15 protein-coding genes are annotated in these 16,450 nt (G+C 75.0%); 8 read left to right on the top strand and 7 right to left on the bottom strand.

All coding sequences use genetic code 11. The features are described 5' to 3' along the window. Positions 1-5 precede the first annotated feature (5 nt). From VF202_09215 to VF202_09200, 4 genes are all read right to left on the bottom strand, one after another. The gene (locus tag VF202_09215; protein ID HEX7040279.1) at positions 6-143 is read right to left on the bottom strand and encodes a hypothetical protein; all 138 of its coding nucleotides are present in this window, start codon (positions 141-143) and stop codon (positions 6-8) included. 13 nt (positions 144-156) lie between these two features. Further along, positions 157-939 carry a hypothetical protein gene (locus VF202_09210; GenBank protein HEX7040278.1) on the bottom strand — a complete coding sequence of 261 codons (783 nt, stop codon included), beginning with the start codon at positions 937-939 and terminating at the stop codon, positions 157-159. Positions 940-977: 38 nt separating this feature from the next. Then, the gene (locus tag VF202_09205) at positions 978-1,127 is read right to left on the bottom strand and encodes a hypothetical protein (GenBank protein HEX7040277.1); all 150 of its coding nucleotides are present in this window, start codon (positions 1,125-1,127) and stop codon (positions 978-980) included. A gap of 116 nt (positions 1,128-1,243) precedes the next feature. Next, positions 1,244-4,192 carry a BTAD domain-containing putative transcriptional regulator gene (locus tag VF202_09200; protein ID HEX7040276.1) on the bottom strand — a complete coding sequence of 983 codons (2,949 nt, stop codon included), beginning with the start codon at positions 4,190-4,192 and terminating at the stop codon, positions 1,244-1,246. A 186-nt stretch (positions 4,193-4,378) separates the two neighbouring features. Here VF202_09200 and VF202_09195 point away from each other — a divergent pair, with 186 nt between their 5' ends. From VF202_09195 to VF202_09175, 5 genes are all read left to right on the top strand, one after another. After that, a complete protein-coding gene (locus VF202_09195) occupies positions 4,379-4,723 on the top strand; it encodes a (4Fe-4S)-binding protein (protein ID HEX7040275.1) in 345 nt (114 codons plus the stop codon). An 82-nt stretch (positions 4,724-4,805) separates the two neighbouring features. Beyond that, positions 4,806-5,957 (top strand): multicopper oxidase domain-containing protein, encoded by a 1,152-nt coding sequence (locus VF202_09190; GenBank protein HEX7040274.1) that lies wholly within the window; start codon positions 4,806-4,808, stop codon positions 5,955-5,957. Then, the gene (locus VF202_09185; protein HEX7040273.1) at positions 5,954-7,135 is read left to right on the top strand and encodes a hypothetical protein; all 1,182 of its coding nucleotides are present in this window, start codon (positions 5,954-5,956) and stop codon (positions 7,133-7,135) included. The genes VF202_09190 and VF202_09185 overlap by 4 nt, the downstream gene beginning before the upstream one ends. Positions 7,136-7,541: 406 nt before the next feature. After that, complete coding sequence (locus VF202_09180; protein HEX7040272.1) at positions 7,542-8,186, top strand: hypothetical protein; 645 nt, start codon at positions 7,542-7,544, stop codon at positions 8,184-8,186. Between the two features lies 1 nt (position 8,187). Further along, positions 8,188-9,099 (top strand): DUF5668 domain-containing protein, encoded by a 912-nt coding sequence (locus VF202_09175; GenBank protein ID HEX7040271.1) that lies wholly within the window; start codon positions 8,188-8,190, stop codon positions 9,097-9,099. Positions 9,100-9,157: 58 nt separating this feature from the next. On the opposite strand, the gene VF202_09170 is transcribed toward VF202_09175, so the two are convergent. Beyond that, positions 9,158-9,505 (bottom strand): VOC family protein, encoded by a 348-nt coding sequence (locus VF202_09170; protein HEX7040270.1) that lies wholly within the window; start codon positions 9,503-9,505, stop codon positions 9,158-9,160. Positions 9,506-9,582: 77 nt separating this feature from the next. Between VF202_09170 and VF202_09165 the strand changes: the two genes are divergently transcribed. Both VF202_09165 and VF202_09160 read left to right on the top strand, forming a co-directional pair. Further along, positions 9,583-10,089, top strand: coding sequence for a helix-turn-helix domain-containing protein (locus VF202_09165; GenBank protein ID HEX7040269.1), 507 nt, complete (start codon positions 9,583-9,585; stop codon positions 10,087-10,089). Positions 10,090-10,127: 38 nt separating this feature from the next. After that, on the top strand, positions 10,128-13,241 hold the full coding sequence (locus tag VF202_09160) for a tetratricopeptide repeat protein (protein ID HEX7040268.1): 3,114 nt from the start codon (positions 10,128-10,130) through the stop codon (positions 13,239-13,241). A 56-nt stretch (positions 13,242-13,297) separates the two neighbouring features. On the opposite strand, the gene VF202_09155 is transcribed toward VF202_09160, so the two are convergent. Both VF202_09155 and VF202_09150 read right to left on the bottom strand, forming a co-directional pair. Then, on the bottom strand, positions 13,298-13,909 hold the full coding sequence (locus VF202_09155) for a hypothetical protein (GenBank protein ID HEX7040267.1): 612 nt from the start codon (positions 13,907-13,909) through the stop codon (positions 13,298-13,300). A 147-nt stretch (positions 13,910-14,056) separates the two neighbouring features. Beyond that, positions 14,057-14,368, bottom strand: a complete 312-nt coding sequence (locus tag VF202_09150; GenBank protein ID HEX7040266.1) for a GNAT family N-acetyltransferase — start codon at positions 14,366-14,368, stop codon at positions 14,057-14,059. A gap of 254 nt (positions 14,369-14,622) precedes the next feature. Here VF202_09150 and VF202_09145 point away from each other — a divergent pair, with 254 nt between their 5' ends. Continuing rightward, positions 14,623-16,407 carry a GGDEF domain-containing protein gene (locus VF202_09145; GenBank protein HEX7040265.1) on the top strand — a complete coding sequence of 595 codons (1,785 nt, stop codon included), beginning with the start codon at positions 14,623-14,625 and terminating at the stop codon, positions 16,405-16,407. Positions 16,408-16,450: the final 43 nt, after the last annotated feature.

The raw sequence follows: 16,450 nt of genomic DNA, 5'->3' as shown, positions 1-16,450 counted from the left end.
GCCCTTCAGCACCCCGGAGGCAGGTAGGTGGCACCCGTCTCGGGGTCGTTGCAGTAGAAGCACTCGCCGTCGCCGCCCATCAGCCCGCCCGGTCCGCGGTACGTGTGGCCGTCCCCGCCGGACGGCGGCGCCGCGCTGCTCATGCGCCCCTCCGCCTCACCGGCGTCCCGGCCGGACCGACGGCAGCGCGTTCGCCGGCGCGGCCAGCGCCTCTGACGGGGCCGCCGGGGTCGAGTCGGCGGGTACGGAGACGAACTGCGCGAACACGCCCCGGTCCTGGTCCATGACGACGACGCAGACGTTGCCGTCCTGCGAGCCGTCGCAGGACCAGGAGACGAAGCCCTGGGCCGGCTCGGCCCGCAGCCCGACGACCGTGCCGTCGGGGTACTCCTCGCTGCAGTCGCTCTCCGAATCGTCGTGCCCGAAGCAGGCGATGCCGGCCGGCTCGCTGGTGACGATGCCCTCGCCGTCGGTGCTCACCGTCAGCGTGTGGGCGACGCCCCCCGCGCCGACCACCGTGAGGGTCAAAGGCGCGGTCTGCGTGTCCGAGGTGACCGTGTCGTGGGGGTGCTCCTCGAAGATCACTCCCTTGACGGTCAGCTCGTACACGCCGGCCGCGACCGTCGCGGGCACGCTCAACACCAGCTGCGCCGAGTGCGTCGTGTTCTCGGCACCCGTCTGCGGGTTGTCGGGGTCGAACGTGGCCGTCGCGCCGGGGGGCAGGCCCTCGACGCTCAGGTCGATGTCCTGGTCGACGAGGCCGCCGCGGTCCATCGTCACCGTCACGCTGGCCTGGCCACCCTCGCCCGCGGCGAGGCTCACCTCGGCGGGCGAGACCGTGAGCCTGAAGAGGTTCCTCGCCAGGGCCTCCGGCCCGCAGCTCACGCTCGCCAGGGCCAGCAGCGTCCACGCCCCCGCGAGCGCGGCGCCCCGCGCCATCGCCCGCGCCCTACCTACGCCGTTCCGGTTCGAGGTCCTCACTCTCCCCCGTCCTTTCCCGCCGCGCGCCGCTCGAGGGACTCGAGGTAGCGCAGCAGCTCCTCGCGGCCCCTGAGGACGTGGCGCTCGCCACCCAGGAGCGGCTCGACCTCGGCCCGGAACCCTTCCGGGCGGAACCAGAGGCGCAAGACCAGTAGGATGGGCCGCTCGTCCACTTCCGCTCCCGGCGCAAGCTAGGAGAGGAGGCGTTCCGCGAGCGTTCCCTGCTTGGCGGCTGTGGGTGTCCCTCGTCCCGTGGGCGGTTCTAGTCGGCCGGCAGTGAGGCGAGCTCCTCGCGCATCCCCGCCGGGACGGCGTGCGGGTCGAGCTCAGCGAGCATGGCTCGGGCGCGCGCCCTCTGTTCTGCCGTGCCGAACTTCAGGCAGTTGATGATCACGCGCACGCGCGGGACGACCGAGGCGTCCTTCCGGCACAGCTCGAGCGCGCGCTCGAGGGCGGGTGCCACCTCGCCCTTCCTCCCCGTGAGCGTGTAGAGCTCGGCGAGCCGCGCCCAGGCGAGGATGCGCTCCTGGCGGATCGCCGCGTCACCGGCCAGCGCCTCAGACTCGGCGATCGCCTCCTCGTAGCGCCCCAGGAGCAGGTAGAGGGAGGCCAGGTTGCCGCGCACCGTGTCTCGTCCGTGGAAGGTGCCCAGGTCGAGCGCGGCCAGCGTGAGGTCGAGCGCCTCCTCGTACCGTCCCAGGCTGAAGTCGACGCTGGCGAGGTTCGTCGTCGCCTGGTACTCCTGCTGGGTGGCCCCTAGCTCGTGGGCCAGGGCCCGGGACTCCTGCTGGTAGAGGGCGCTCGCCTCGAGGTCTCCGAGCAGCCGGTACAGGACACCGACGTCGCTGAGCACCATCGCCAGCCGCGCGCTCGGCCCGGCCGACCGCAGCCGGGCGAGCTCCTCCTCGAGCAGGGCCAGGGCCTCCTCGTAGCTGCCCTCGAGCGCGGCCACCTCGACCCGCTGGCCGAGGAAGTCGACCCGCAGCCCCTCGTCGTCCAGGTGGGCGGCCAGCCGGCTGCCCTCCGCTATGGCCGCCTTGGCCTCCTCGACCTTGCCGAGCGCGCGCAGCAGGCTCGCCCTGACCTTCAGGGCCACGGCGCGCAGCCTGGGGCCATCCGCCCCGGAGGGGAGCGCCTCGAGGCGGTCCTCGGCGTCCGCGTAGCGCCCGACCTCGAAGTACATCTCGGCCAGCTCCAGGTTCAGCTCCGGGGCCTCCCTCCGGCCCCGGGCCAGCTCGAGGGCGCGCTCGAGGACCGACACGGCCTCGTGGGGCAGGCCGCGCTCGCGCATGTCGCGGGCCGCCGACCGCCACTGCTGGACGGCGCGGGCCGCGTCGCCCGCCTCCAGCCAGTGCTCAGCCGCCCGCAGGGCCTCGCCGCGGGCCTCGAGCAGCGCGGCGGCGCGCTGGTGGAGCAGGCGCCCGACGGCCGCCGGCATCCCCTGACGCAGCACCTCGCCCACGAGGTCGTGCGAGAGGCTCCCGTCGCGCAGCAGGTGGGCCTCCTCGAGCTCCCGCACCGGCCCGGCCAGCTCGAGCGGGCCGACCTCCAGCATCGCTGCCGCCAGCTCCAGGTCGAGCTCGCCGGCCACGGCGACCGCCATGGCGAGCTGATGCGCCCCCGACGACAGCTGCTCCAGGCGACGCACCAGCACGCTCCCCAGGCGTTCGGGGAGGTCGTCGGCCCCGAACGAGTCGGTCTCGTAGAGGCTCTTGAGCGCCTCGACGAGGTAGAGCGGGTTGCCGCCGGTGAGGGCGTGGAGCTGGGGCGCGAGAGCGGGGGCGTCGGGCAGCTCCAGCCGCACCGACAGCTCGGCCACGGCCTCGGGGGGGAGGGGGGCCACCTCGATCACCTCCGCCAGGCCGGCGCGCACCTGCTCGTCGACCAGGCGCCTGTGCGAGGGCGGCAGCTCCGCGGGGCGGAAGGCGTTCAGGGAGCGCGAGGGCGACGCGCCTCCACGAGAGGCCAGGTAGGTCGCCACGCGCAGGCCGGCCTCGTCCCAGTTGTGCAGGTCGTCGTTGACGAGGGCGTCCGCGCGACGCGACCAGCGCTCGAAGACCAGCGCCCACGCCTCGTAGAAGCGGTGCTCCTCCTCGGGCGGCGTCGGCGCCGGTCGCGCCTCGGCGAGACCGGGCAGGACGCGGCTCAGCTCGAGACGCGCCCAGGGCTCCAGCTCCTCCACGCTCTCGCCCTCGAGCAGCCCGCGGAGGAGCCGCACGCCGGTGGCGTAGGGGATCGCCCTCTCGCCCGGCCGCGCCGCGGTGGCCAGGAACCGGCCCTTGCCGGCGGCGAAGTCGTGCAGCAGGCGGGACTTGCCGACCCCGGCGTCGCCGCTCAGGTAGACGGCGCGGCCGGCCTCCCAGGCGGCCTCGAGGCGCGCCCACGCCTCGTCGCGACCCACCAGCGGCGGTCTGACGACCCTGAGGGGGATCGGCCTCTTGGACCGCGGGGGCACGTAGACGGCCTCCCGCTCGATCTCCCTGGCCAGCGCCGCGGTCTCGGGCAGCGGCGCGACCCCCAGCTCGCGCTGGAGCACGTCCTGGCAGCGGTGGTAGGCGGCGAGCGCGGCCGCGCGGTCGCCCAGCAGGTAGTGCAGGCGCATCACGCGGCGATGCCCCGCCTCCGAGAGCGGCTCGAGGAACACGAGGCTGACCGCCGCCTGGAGCGCCGCCCCCAGCTCGCCCTCCTCCTCCAGCCTCTGCGCCTCGGCCTCGAGGTCGCGGAGCTGGCGCTCCCACAGGCGCTCCCGCCACACCGACAGCCAGTCGGCGAAGTCCGGGCAGTCGTCGTAGACGAGCCCGGCGAGCAGCGGCACGATGCCCCGCCCCGGCGCGGACGCGCCCAGTCCCGGCGCCACGTCACCCTGGCCCATCGCGACGTCGCCCGGCCCCGTCGCCGCCGCCGCCCGCCCCGCGGCGAGCAGCTCGTTCACGTCGACCCGCACGCCCTCGGCGAGCGCCAGGTGCGCGTCACCCTGGACGACCGGGCCGACCCTGCGCAGCGCCAGGAGCAGCTTGCGCAGGTTGGTGCGGGCCTGCTCCTCCCCGCTGTCCGGCCAGAGGAGCCCGGCGACGGTGGAGCGCGGCGTCGGGCCCTCGAGGGCCACGTAGCCGAGGAGCCCCGCCGCCTTGCGGTCGAGCTCCAGGACCTCGCCGCCGGGCGCGCGGAGCTGGGCCCTGCCCATGAGCTGCAGGGTCCATGTCGCGGACACTCGTCATTATGCAGCCCCCGGCCCCGCGGCGACGCGGCCCCCGCTCGGCCCAGCCGGCGCCGGCTCGCGTGCCGGTGGGCCCGGACCTTGCGCAGTCGCGGTCGTCGCGCGGAGCACGGTCCTGGCGTCTCACCGGCCCGCGGCGTACCCTCCCGCCACAGAGTCGAGCAGGCGAGGAGGTAGGCGATGGCGCAGCCTGACGATGACCGCCATGACGGCCGGGGCAGCGACGGGCCCGGCGCGGAGCACGACGACCGCGACCCCACACCCGACGACCCGCTGGACAGGGGCGAGCGGGGCCGCGCCTACCGGGCCGACGGCATCACCGTGTACTTCAACGCCCGCAGGTGCTGGCACACGGGGGTATGCCTCCGCGGCCTGCCGCTCGTCTTCGACGTGCACCGCCGCCCTTGGGTACGCGCGGACCTGGACACGCCCGAGAGGATAGCGTCCCAGATCGAGATGTGCCCGTCGGGAGCGCTCAGCTACGACCTGACCGGTGCCGTTGACAAACCCGACAGCGCTCCCTAAGCTTAGTTAGGCAGCCCTAACATCTTGGTCAGCCCGGCCTAAACCGGGGTCACCACCAGGGGTGCCTGCGAGGCAGGGTGCGATGAGACGAACCGACGAACGCCGCCGCGCGATCCTGCGGTCGGGGCTGCTGGGCGGCGGCAGCCTCGTGCTGTCCCAGCTACTGAGACCCTTCGTGGCCGCGCGCGAGGACCCGGCGTTCCTCCCGTCGTTCAGGCCGGCGTACCGGCCCCCCACGACCGCCGCGGCGGGCGGGGCCGCCGCCGTCCCCGGCCACTCCCACGGCGAGCACGGCCTCATGACGACGGTCGGCGAGGTCGACAACGCCCGCAACGGCTTCGACCCGCACGAGCTGCTCACCGACTGGGACACCGGCACGGTCTCCACGACCGCCGACGGCAGGACGCTCCGCGAGTACTCGCTCGTGGCCATCGACAAGGAGATCGAGATCGCGCCGGGGCTCTTCTTCCCCGCCTGGACGTACAACGGCCGCGTGCCAGGTCCGACGCTGCGGGCCAAGGAGGGCGACCGCCTGCGCATCCACTTCACGAACGGCGGCAGCCACCCGCACACCGTGCACTTCCACGGCATCCACTCGGCGGCCATGGACGGCGTGGCCGGCATCGGCAGGGGCATGATCGCGCCGGGCGAGTCGTTCACCTACGAGTTCGACGCGCTGCCCTTCGGCTGCCACCTCTACCACTGCCACGCCGTGCCGCTGAAGCGCCACATCCACAAGGGGCTCTACGGCGCGTTCATCGTCGACCCTGACCCCGAGCGCCACCCCGAGCAGGCCGAGGCGGCCCGCTCCCGGCTGCTGGGCACGCCGGAGAACGCGCGGTGGCAGGAGTTCGTGATGGTCATGAACGCGTTCGACACCAACTTCGACGACGAGAACGAGGTCTACGCCGTCAACACGGTCGCCCACGCCTACATGAAGCGGCCCATCCGCGTCGAGCGCGACAGGCCGGTGCGCGTCTACCTGGTGAACATCGTCGAGTTCGACCCCGTGAACTCGTTCCACCTGCACGGCAACTTCTTCGACTACTACGACCACGGCACCACGCTCACGCCCACGGTGCGCACCGTCGACAACGTCATGCAGTGCCAGGCGCAGCGCGGGATCCTCGAGTTCTCTTTCGCCGACCACGAGCCGGGCCTGTACATGTTCCACGCCCACCAGTCCGAGTTCGCTGAGCTCGGCTGGATGAGCGCGTTCGAGGTCGTCGCGTGAACGTCGAGGCGATCCCCGCCCGCCGGGCGTACGCCGGCCCGCTGCTGGCCCTCGTCCCCCTGGCGCTCCTCGGCGTGCTGGTGTGGCTGTTCCTGGCCACCGACCCGCTGGCCCCGCTGGGCGTGGCCGCGCCGCCGGTCGAGGAGCTCACCGTGGAGCGCACGTCGCTCGACGCCGACGGCATCCACCTGCGGGTGAGGGCCGACGGCAGCGAGCCCGTGCGCATCGCCCAGGTGCAGGTGGACGGCGCCTACTGGACGTTCGCGCAGGACCCGCCGGGGCCGCTGGGCCGCCTCGAGGTCGCCGAGGTCAGCTTGCCCTACCCCTGGGTCGAGGGCGAGACGCACGTGGTGACGCTCCTCACGTCGACGGGCCTGGCCTTCACGCACGAGATCGCCGTCGCGGTCCCCACGCCGTCCTTCACCCTCGGCAGGCTCCTCGCCTACGCGCTGCTGGGCGTGTACGTGGGCATCGTGCCGGTATGCCTGGGCCTCCTCTTCTACCCCGCGCTCAGGTCGCTGGGCGAGGGGGGTATGCGCTTCCTGCTGGCCCTCACGATCGGCCTCCTCGCCTTCCTGCTCGTCGACACGCTGCAGGAGGGGCTCGAGCTCGCCGCCGGCGCCGCGGGCGCGTTCCAGGGCGGCCTGCTGGTGTGGCTCTCGGCCGCGCTGGCGTTCCTCGCGCTGCTCGCCGTGGGCCGGCGACGCGGCCGGCCGGAGGGGCTCGCCCTCGCCGGCTTCCTCGCCCTGGGCATCGGCCTGCACAACCTCGGCGAGGGGCTGGCGATAGGCGCCGCGCTGGCCTCCGGTGCCGTGGCGCTGGGCTCGTTCCTCGTCGTCGGGTTCACGCTCCACAACGTCACCGAGGGCATCGGCATCGCCGGCGTCATGTCGCGTCACCGGCCCACGCTGGCGCGCTTCGCTGGCCTCGCCGCCATCGCCGGCCTGCCGGCCGTGCTGGGCACCTGGTTCGGCGCCTTCGCCTTCGCCCCGCAGTGGGCGGCGCTCTTCCTGGGCCTCGGCGCCGGGGCGATCCTCCAGGTGATCGTCGAGGTGGGGGCGCACCTGGCGAGCCAGGCGCGGAGGCACAGCGGCGGCTGGCTCTCGGGCACCACGCTGGCCGGCTTCGCCGCGGGGCTCGCCGTCATGTACCTGACCGCCATGCTCGTCGGCGTCTGAGCCTCGGCCACGCGCCGGCCGGTCGCACGAGCCCGCGCACGGCGGACCCGGGGCCCGGCGTGGGTGCCGACGTAGCCGCACGCCCGCCACCGCATGCCCAGCGGGCCCAGGCGCGGGGGGACGAACCTCCTCGCGGACGACGCTCCGCCGCTCTATCGTGGACCCAGAGGTCCGCGGACCTCGCGCCACTTCGGGTGCGCCATCGCTGGAGGGTCACCTCGCGACCCCGGCGACCGGGATCCCGGCCGACGGACGTTCCCGCCCCGACCTCCCGACAGTGACCACTCGCGTGGGGAGGTGATGTGGTGGCAGACCACAGCAGCTCGAGTCCAGCTGGAGACACCCGTGGCCGGCCCGGCTCAGAGCCGGGCGGGGCGGCGCCCGACCGCCGCCGAGGAGGGAAGCGATGAGGGCTCTAGGAGGTACCCCCGACCGCTGGGCCTACCTGCTGATAGTCGGCGGGCTGGTCCTACTGGCGCTGCAGCTCGGCTGGATGAGCTGGTTCAGCGACTGGCTCTGGGCGCTGCTCTTCCTCGCCGGCGGCGCGGCCTTCGTCTACCGGTACACGAGGGACAGGCGGGACTGGTGGGCGCTGATACCCGGCGCCGCCCTCGGCGCCATCGGCGTCACGATCGTGGCTGGCGAGGCGGGGGGCGCCTACTTCCTCGGCATCCTCGGGATCGGCTTCGCCCTCGTCTACCTCACCGGCCACGAGCGCTGGTGGGCGATCATCCCGGCCGGCGTCCTCATCACGCTGGCGCTCGTCGCCTGGCTCGACGTGCGCGCGCCGCGCCTCGACACCGCCTGGCTCTTCTTCCTCGGCATCGCCGCCACGTTCGGCCTGCTCTACCTCCTGCCGGCGTCCCAGGGCGGGCAGCGCTGGGCCGTCTACCCCGCCGTCGTCGCCCTGGCCGTGCTCGCGATCGTCCTGCTCACCGGCGCGGTCTCCGGCGTCGTCGTCCCCATCGCCCTGATGCTGGTCGGCCTCTACCTGCTCTCGCGCCGCGGCTCGGCGCCCAAGGGCCCGACCCTGCCGCAGGGAGGTGCTTGACATGACCACCAGCAACGGCATGGCCGGCCGTCCCGCGCCCCGACCGGTGGCCGTCTGGCCGCTCGTCCTCATCGCGGCCGGCGCGTTCCTGTTCGCCGCGAACATCGGCTGGGTGAGCTGGGACGCCCTCTGGGGCCTCTGGTACCTCTGGCCGCTCGTCCTCATCGCCGTCGGCGTCGACGTCCTGCTGCGCGGGCAGCACCGCCTGCTCGTCGCGGTCGGCACGCTGGTGGCCGGCGCGGCGATCTACCTGACCGTCACCGGCCCCATCCTGGCCGGCGGGGCGCCCAGCCCCGAGCCGGTCGCGCAGGGCCTCGAGGGCGCCAGCAGCGCCGAGGTCAGCATCTCCACCGGCGTGACGCGCCTGGTCGTCGACGGTGACGCCGGCGCCGACCTGCTCGTCGAGGGCAGCGTGGCGCCGCTGCCGGGCGAGCGCATCGAGCGCTCGTTCGAGGTCGTGGGCGGCGTCGCCCGCTTCTCGCTCGACTCCGAGGGGCGCTTCAGGTCGGTGCCGTTCGGGCGCGGCGGGACCTGGGAGCTGACGCTCACGGGCGCCGTACCCCTGTCCCTCGACGTCGACACCGGCGTGGGCGAGGCGACCCTCGACCTCTCGAGCCTGCGGCTCGAGCGTCTGGAGGTGAGCACCGGCGTCGGCGCTGCGACGGTAACGCTGCCGCGCGGCTCGTACACGGCCGACATCGACACGGGGGTCGGCGCGGCGACGATCCGCATCCCCGAGGGCGTCGAGGCGCGCATCGCGGTGTCCCGCGGCGTCGGGGCCATCTCCGCGCCGCCCGACTTCACGCGCGACGGCGACGTGTACGTCTCGGCGGGCTACGCGTCCGCGAGCGAGCGCGTCGACCTGAGCATCGACAGCGGCGTCGGCGCCGTGGACATCGTCCGCTACAGGTGACCGCTCACACCCGCCGGGCCGGGGCCCGGCCCGGCGGGTCCGCAAGCTGCCGCGCCGCCTAGAGGTCCTTCGTCGTGTCCATGACGCGGACGACGTTGCCGCTCGGGTCGAGGAAGGCGGCGTAGCGCCCGGGCGGGATGTCCTTGGGCGCGACGACGAAGTCCAAGGACGCCCTGTTCGCCGCGTAGAAGTCGTCGACGCTGTCCACGACGAAGAACGGTCCGGCACCAGGCGGGTCGTCCTGGACCTCCTGGTCGACCATCAGCTGCACGTCCGTGCCCGGGAGCTGGAGGGCCACGGTCAGCTCGCCCTCCCGCCAGGCCTCCGCGAGGCCCAGGTGGTCGCGGTAGAGCGCCAGGGCCGCCTGGACGTCCTTCACCGGCATGTAGACGAACGCGAGCTTCATCTCCGCCTCCCGAGCGTGGTCTCCGGGCAGCAACATAAACCGATTACGTTAGAGCGTCAACGGGTTATGCTGGCCGCGTGCGCGAGTGGGTGCCGGTGCCCGGCAGCGCCAAGGCCAGGCTCGTCGCCGCCGCCCTCGAGCGGTTCGAGGCTCTCGGCTTCGCGGGCGCGAGCGTCGTCGAGATCGCTCGCCTCGCCGAGGCCACGACGGGCGCCCTCTACCACCACTTCGGCTCCAAGCAGGGGCTGTTCGACTTCGTGCGGCTCGAGATGGAGCGCCGCGTGCGCGACCGCATGGAGGGGGCGCACGCGGCCGTGGGCGGTCGCGAGGGCGTGGCGGCGGCCCTGCTCGTGGGGTTCGACGCCGCCGTGGGCTTCCGCGCGGCCCGCATCCTCGGCGACCCCGCCGGCGGCGAGCCGGAGCTGCTCGCCGAGACCCTCGCGGCGCTGGCCGCGCCGCACGCTCCCCGGCCCGCCGGCAGGGTGCTCCTCGGCGCCTGGCGCGCGGCGCTGCGCGCGGTCGCCGACGGCGCCCCGGCCGACGCGGCCCGCCGCGCGCTGGCCTGGTCGCTGGGAGCCGGCTAGGGGCTACCGACAGGGCCGGACGGGCCCTACACTCGGCCATGCCACGGGGGGCGCGTCTGCTCGGGGCGCCCCGGGTATGGCACGCCGGCGAGTGGCGTGACCTGCCCCTCGACAAGCGCCTCGGGCTCCTGACGTACCTGGCGTGCGCCGAGAGCTGGGTCTCGCGCGAGAGGCTCTCCTACCTGTTCTGGCCCGACGTTCCGACGGCGCAGGCCCGCATCAACCTGCGCCAGCTCCTGGCCCGCGCCCGCACGCTGCCGCTGGGCGACGCGCTCGAGGGCGACGAGACGCGCCTGCGCTGGCGCGTCGAGAGCGACGTCGGCGCGTTCAGGCGCGCTCTGGCCGCCGAGGACTGGCGGGACGCCGCCTACGCCTACGCCGGCGACCTGGCCGAGGGCCTCGAGGTCGACGACGCCAGCGAGTTCTCGAGCTGGCTGGAGCTCGAGCGCTCCCAGCTCCGCGAGTCGTACCGCCGCGCCGCCCTGCGCCACGCCGAGGCCGCCGTGGCCGCCGGACGACCCGAGGAGGCGGAGGCGACCTACGAGCGCCTCCTGGCCCAGGACCCGCTCGACGAGGCCGTCGTCAGGTCCAGCATGCGCCTCCACGTGAGGTTCGGCGACCCGGACGAGGCCCGCCGCCTCTACCGGCGCTTCGCCGCCCGCCTGGCCGAGGAGGTGGGCCTCGAGCCCGCGGCCGCCACCGCGGCGGTCCTGCGCGAGGGCCCGCCGGAGGAGCCGTCGGCCGAGCGGTGGCCCGCGACGGAGGGTCCGCCGCGCCGGGCGGGTCCGCGCGAGCCCCTGACCTCGTTCGTCGGGCGCGAGGCGGAGCTCCGGGTCGTCGAGGAGCGGCTCACCGGCGACGAGTGTCGGCTGCTCACGGTGCTCGGTCCGGGGGGCGTGGGCAAGACCCGCCTGGCGCTGCGGTCCGCCGAGCGCCTCGCGGAGCGCTTCGAGGGCGTCGTCCTCGTGCCGCTGGCGGAGGTGTCCTCGCCAGACGAGGTCCCGCTCGCCGTGGCCCGCGCCGCCGGCGTGCGCCTGCGCGGCGGGCAGGCTCCCCTCGACCAGGTCGTGGCGGCGCTCGAGCGGAGGCATCTGCTCCTGCTACTCGACGACTTCGACCACCTCGTCAGCGGCGCCCTCGTCGTGGCCGAGCTCCTCGCGGGGTGCCCCCGGCTGCGGTGCCTGGTGACGTCGCGCGAGCGGCTGCGCCTGCAGGGCGAGTGGCTCCTGCCCCTCGACGGGCTGCCCGTGCCCGCCGCCGACGTGGCCGACGCCGACGAGGCGCTCACCTACGGCGCCGTGCGCCTGCTCGCCGACAGGGCGAGGCAGGTGGCGCCGACCTTCGAGCTGCGCGGCGCGGACCTCGACTCGTCCGTGGCCCTGTGCCGGCTGCTGGGCGGCCTGCCCCTGGCCGTCGAGCTCGCCGCCGGCTCCCTCAGGACGCTGAGCCTCGGCGAGGTGCTGGCCGCCCTCGAGGACGACGTCCTGTCGCTGGAGAGCGACGCCCGCGACCTCCCCAGCCGCCACCGCAGCTTGCGGGCCGCCTTCGAGCACTCCTGGCGCCTACTGACCGCGAGCGAGCGGGAGGCGTACCGCCGCCTCGCCGCTTTCGCCGGCGAGTTCGGCGAGCTGGCCGCCGAGGCCGTCGCCGGGGCCTCGCGCCCCCTCCTCGGCGCGCTCGTCGAGAAGTCCCTGCTGCGGCAGAGCGGCCCAGGACGCTACGTCATGCACCCCCTGCTCAGGGAGCTGGCGCGCGGCCTGCTGCGGGAGGACCCGGACGAGGCCGAGGCGCTGCGGGACGCCCACGCTCACCACCACCTGCGGCTGCTGGCGAGCTGGGTCGAGCGCCTCCACGGCCCGCAGCAGGCGCTGATGCTCGAGGAGCTGACACCCGACTACCCCGACCTGATCGCGGCGTGGCTGCGCGGCGTCGCGCGCGGCTGGGACGCCGCGTGTCGCACGGCCGGCGAGCCGCTCGTGTTCTTCCACGGCATCCAGGGGCGCTTCCACGAGGGCGAGTCCCTGTTCGCGAGGGCGCTCGGCCTGCTCGCAGGCGGCGGCGCGGAGCGGCGGGCGCTGCTCGGCTACGTCCTCGTGCACCTCGGCTGGTTCCGGTCCGCCCTCGGCCGCTTCGACGAGGCCGTGGCGGCGGCCCAGCAGGCGCTCGCCGTGGCGGAGGGGGGCGACCCGCGCACGGAGCTGCTCTGCTGGCAGGTCCTCGGCACCGTGGCCGCCCGCCGGGGCGACGACGAGGACGCGCTGCGGTGGCTGTCCCGCGGCCTCGCGATCGCGGAGGACACGGGCGACGCCTGGAGTATCTCGCTGCTCAGCGGCAACCTCGGCCTCGCCGAGCTGAAGGCCGGCAGGCACGACGAGGCCGAACGGCACTTCGAGCAGTCGCTGGAGCACAACCGGGCGCTGGGCAACGCCGCCGGGATCGTCAACGACCTCGACTACCTGGGGCGGCTGAGCCTCGCCCGCGGCGACCTGGAGGGCGCGGCCCGGCGCTTCGAGCAGGGCCTCGAGCTCGCCGACCGCGCGCGCTTCAGGCAGCGCGTCCCCTACCTGGAGCTGCAGCTCTCCGCCGTCGCCCGCGCCAGGGGCGAAACGGCGGACGCCGAGCGCCACGCCGCGCGGGCCCTCGGCGTGGCGACCGAGCTGGGCCAGCGGGCCCTCCAGGTAGAAGCTCGGCTGGTACTGGGCCAGGCGGCAGCGGCGGTCGCGGAGGGCGGAGGGGCGGACGCCGGTACGGCGGGTGGCGACGATGGGGCGGGAGGTGGTGCGGAGGCATCCGGCGGCGGGGCGGGCGCTCGTGGGGCGTACGCCGCCGGGGCGGCCGCCAAGGAGCTCCTGGAGGAGGCACTGGCGCAGGCGTGGGAGCTCGCTGAGCTGCCGCTCGTCCTGGCCGCCGTCCTCGAGCTGGCGAGGCTGGGCGCGCCGGCGGGCGGCAGCGTACTGCTCGCGCTGGTCGCCGCCCACCCCGCCTCCCGGCCCGAGCACCGCGCCCTGGCGCGGCAGCTGCTGGCCGCCCGCGCGCCCTGGACCGGTCCGCTGCCCAGCCTGGGCGACGCCGTCGCCCGCCTGCTGGGGCGCGGCGGCGTGCCCGGCCCCGAGCACGCCGCCGCGTCAGACGGTCCCGAGCCGGGCGGCTAGGTCCGCCGGCGCTCACGCTCGCCGAGGCCATGGCCGTCCGGACCCGCACGGGGCGCCTAGGGCCTCCGCGGCGAGCAGCGCGAGGCGTCGTCCCAGGGGTAGCCGTCCATCGAGCCGCCCTCGCCGCAGGCGTCGCCCGCGGGCTGGGTCGTCCCCGCGGCCGCCCGGGCCGTCGCCGGCGGAGACGAGCAGGAAGACGCGTCGTCCCACGGGTAGCCGTCCATCGAGCCGCCCTCGCCGCACGAGCTCGCGTTGTCGGCGGGCGCGGCCGCGAGGCGGATCGTCCCCTCGAAGCGCGAGGTCGTGGCGTCGACGAGGTGGCCGGACTCGTCCACGCGCGCTCCCGCCAGGTAGCCCTCGTTGACGACGCCGCTCATCGCGACCTCGCCGGACCCGCTGTCGAGCGTCCCCGTCAGCCGGGCGACGAACGACCGGCCCGGGTCGTCGGCCAGGACGATCCAGTAGAAGTCGACCTCCCACACCGGCCGCGACTGGTCGGCCGCGACCATCAGCGTGACGAGGCGGCCCGTGACGTCGCCGGACACGGTCCCCATCCAGACGCCGTCGCTGACGGCCGCCTTCTCGAACGCGATGTTGACCTGGGCCGCCGCCCGGGACAGGCAGGAGACGACGACAACGAGGAGCACGGCGCAATGGAGCCTTCTCATGGCTACCTCCTTGGCGTCGGCCTCCGGCCAACGCGCCCGGAGGCTAGGGAGGCGACCGTGACGTCATCGTGATGCGGTCAGCGCGGCGCAGCCGTCGCCAAGCGGTCGGCGCCCGAACTGGCTCTTACGCCTGTCGGCGCCGCGCGCTCAGCACATGCGGTCGCCCCGCTCGCCGAAGCCGACGAGCTCGAGGTACTCGGGGTGCCGCCTGATGTAGGACCGCACGAACGGGCACAGCGGCACCGCGATGAGGTCGGCGCGGCGCACGTGGTCGAGGGCGGCCCTCGCCAGGGCGCCGCCGATGCCGCGGCCCTCCAGCTCAGGGGGCACGCCGGTGTGCACCAGCAGGAAGGAGCGCCGCACGCGCACGTACTCGAGGACGGCCACGTGACCGTCCTGCACGACCTCGAAGCGGCTCTCCGCGGGGTTGCGCACCACGGTCGGCTGGCCGTCAGGCATGCCCACAGTCCAGCACGGCGCGCCGCCCGCGGGTGCTCGCGGCGTCACGAGCACCGCACCGGCCGCCTCGCCGCCGGGCATCCCTCGGAGCGTAGGGCCGCGGACGCCCCTCCGCCCCGTCGCAGACGAGCGGCCCCGGCCCCCGTCGGACAAGTCTCACGGGAGCCGGTGCTAGCTTCGGCGGGAGGTCAGGACCGCTGGCGCGCGGCGCCCGCCGCGCGGGGGTTCAGCCGCGCCCGCTCCTCGAGACCGTCATGCCCGAGCCGACCCAGCGCCACACAGCCGACGCCACCGGCCCGGTGACGCTGGCCGAGCGTCTGCTCACGCTGCCCCTGCGCCTGCGGGAGTTCTCGCGCGTCGAGGACCTGGTGCCGGCGGCCGCTCTCGCGCTGGCGACCGAGCTGGGCGCCAGGGCGCGGGTGCGCTGGGCGGGCGCCGAGAGCTCGACGGGGGCAGGGGGATCGGCGACCCCCGCGTCCGGCTCCGCGGTCGTGCGCCTCGACCTGCGCGAGCGCGGGGACGTGATCGCCTCGCTCGAGATCGAGCGCGAGACGCCGTTCACGGCCGAGGAGCGGCGGCTGCTCGCGCACCTCAGCGCCAGCCTCGACGAGCACGTGACCGAGCTCTCCGAGCGCCTCGAGACGCGCCTGCAGGCCGCGCTGTCCACGACCCTGGCCGCCAGCGAGGACCTCGAGGACGCGGCCGCGCGGGTCGCGCGCACCCTGCACGAGCACCTCGGCGCCGAGGCTGTCATGCTCGTCGTCGACGACGACGCCCGCCTCCGCGTCCTGGCCGCCGAGGGCCGCTGGGACGAGGAGGGGACCGGGCGGCGCGAGGAGGTGCTGAGGGACGCTCTGCGCCGGGAAGGCGTGAGGGCCTACCCCGACGGCCTGCTGGCGCTGCCCGTCGGGGAGGTGAAGCCCATGCGTTACGCGCTCCTGCTGCGCTTCCCGGCGGGGCTCCCCTACCTCGGCGCCCACCGCTCCACGCTCCTGCAGGCGAGCCGCGTGGTACGGCCCCACCTCGACGGCCACCGCTACGCCGCCGCGCTCGAGGAGCTGCTCAGGCTCCACGAGGCCTCGGAGGACGTGGCCACGCAGGAGCTCTACGACCGGGTCCTCGACGCGGCGATCAGGCTGGTCCCCGGCAGCGACAGCGGCTCACTGCTCGTGCGCCGCAGCCGGCACGAGCCCTTCGAGTTCAGGGCCGTGCGCGGCTACGACCTCGAGAAGCTCGCGTCCGTGAAGCTGCCGGCCGAGGAGCTGCTGGTCTGGTACGGCCCCGACGAGGCCGGTTGGCGGCGCGGACGTCCGCGCGTCGCGCGCGCCGACGTGCACGACATCGCCCAGCTCGGCCTGGCCGCCTCGCCGCAGCTCGCTTCGGCCATAGGGAGCTACGACGGCATCCAGGCGACGCTCTGCCTGCCGGTGCTCCACGAGGGCGAGGTCCTCGCCGTCCTGAACCTCGAGAGCACGACCGAGGCGGGGGCGTTCGGCCGCGACTCGGTGGAGCTGTGCCTGCTCTTCGGGCCGGCGGTGGCGAGCCTCCTCCACAGGCAGCACGTGCGCGACCTCCTCATGAACGCCGCGCTGACCGACGAGCTCACAGGTCTGAAGAACCGCCGGGCGTTCGACGAGGCGCTGGTGCGCGAGCTGGCGCGCCGCGAGCGCGCCGGGAGCCGGATGAGCCTGATGCTGATGGACCTCTCGGGCTTCAAGGCCGTGAACGACGCCCACGGGCACGTGGCCGGCGACAGGGCGCTGGTCGCGGTGGCTGACGCGCTGCGCCACGCGATCAGGCAGACGGACGTGCTGAGCCGCTGGGGCGGCGACGAGTTCGCCGCCGTGCTCATCGACACCGCGGCGCACGAGGCCGAGGAGACGGCCGCGCGCGTCAAGCAGGCGGTGTCCGCGCTCTCCGTGGACGGCGACGGGCTCGCCATCGCGATCGGCGTGGCCACGGCCCCCGACAACGGCGTGGACGCCGACGAGCTGCTGGCCGCGGCGGACGAGCGCATGTACGCGGACAAGCAGGCGTAGGCGCGGCTCCACCGCGGCGGACGCGCGCTTGGGGAGGGCGGGG

It is taken from the genome of Trueperaceae bacterium (assembly GCA_036381035.1).
GTDB lineage: Bacteria > Deinococcota > Deinococci > Deinococcales > Trueperaceae > DASRWD01.
This window is presented reverse-complemented; position numbering and strand designations above follow the sequence as displayed.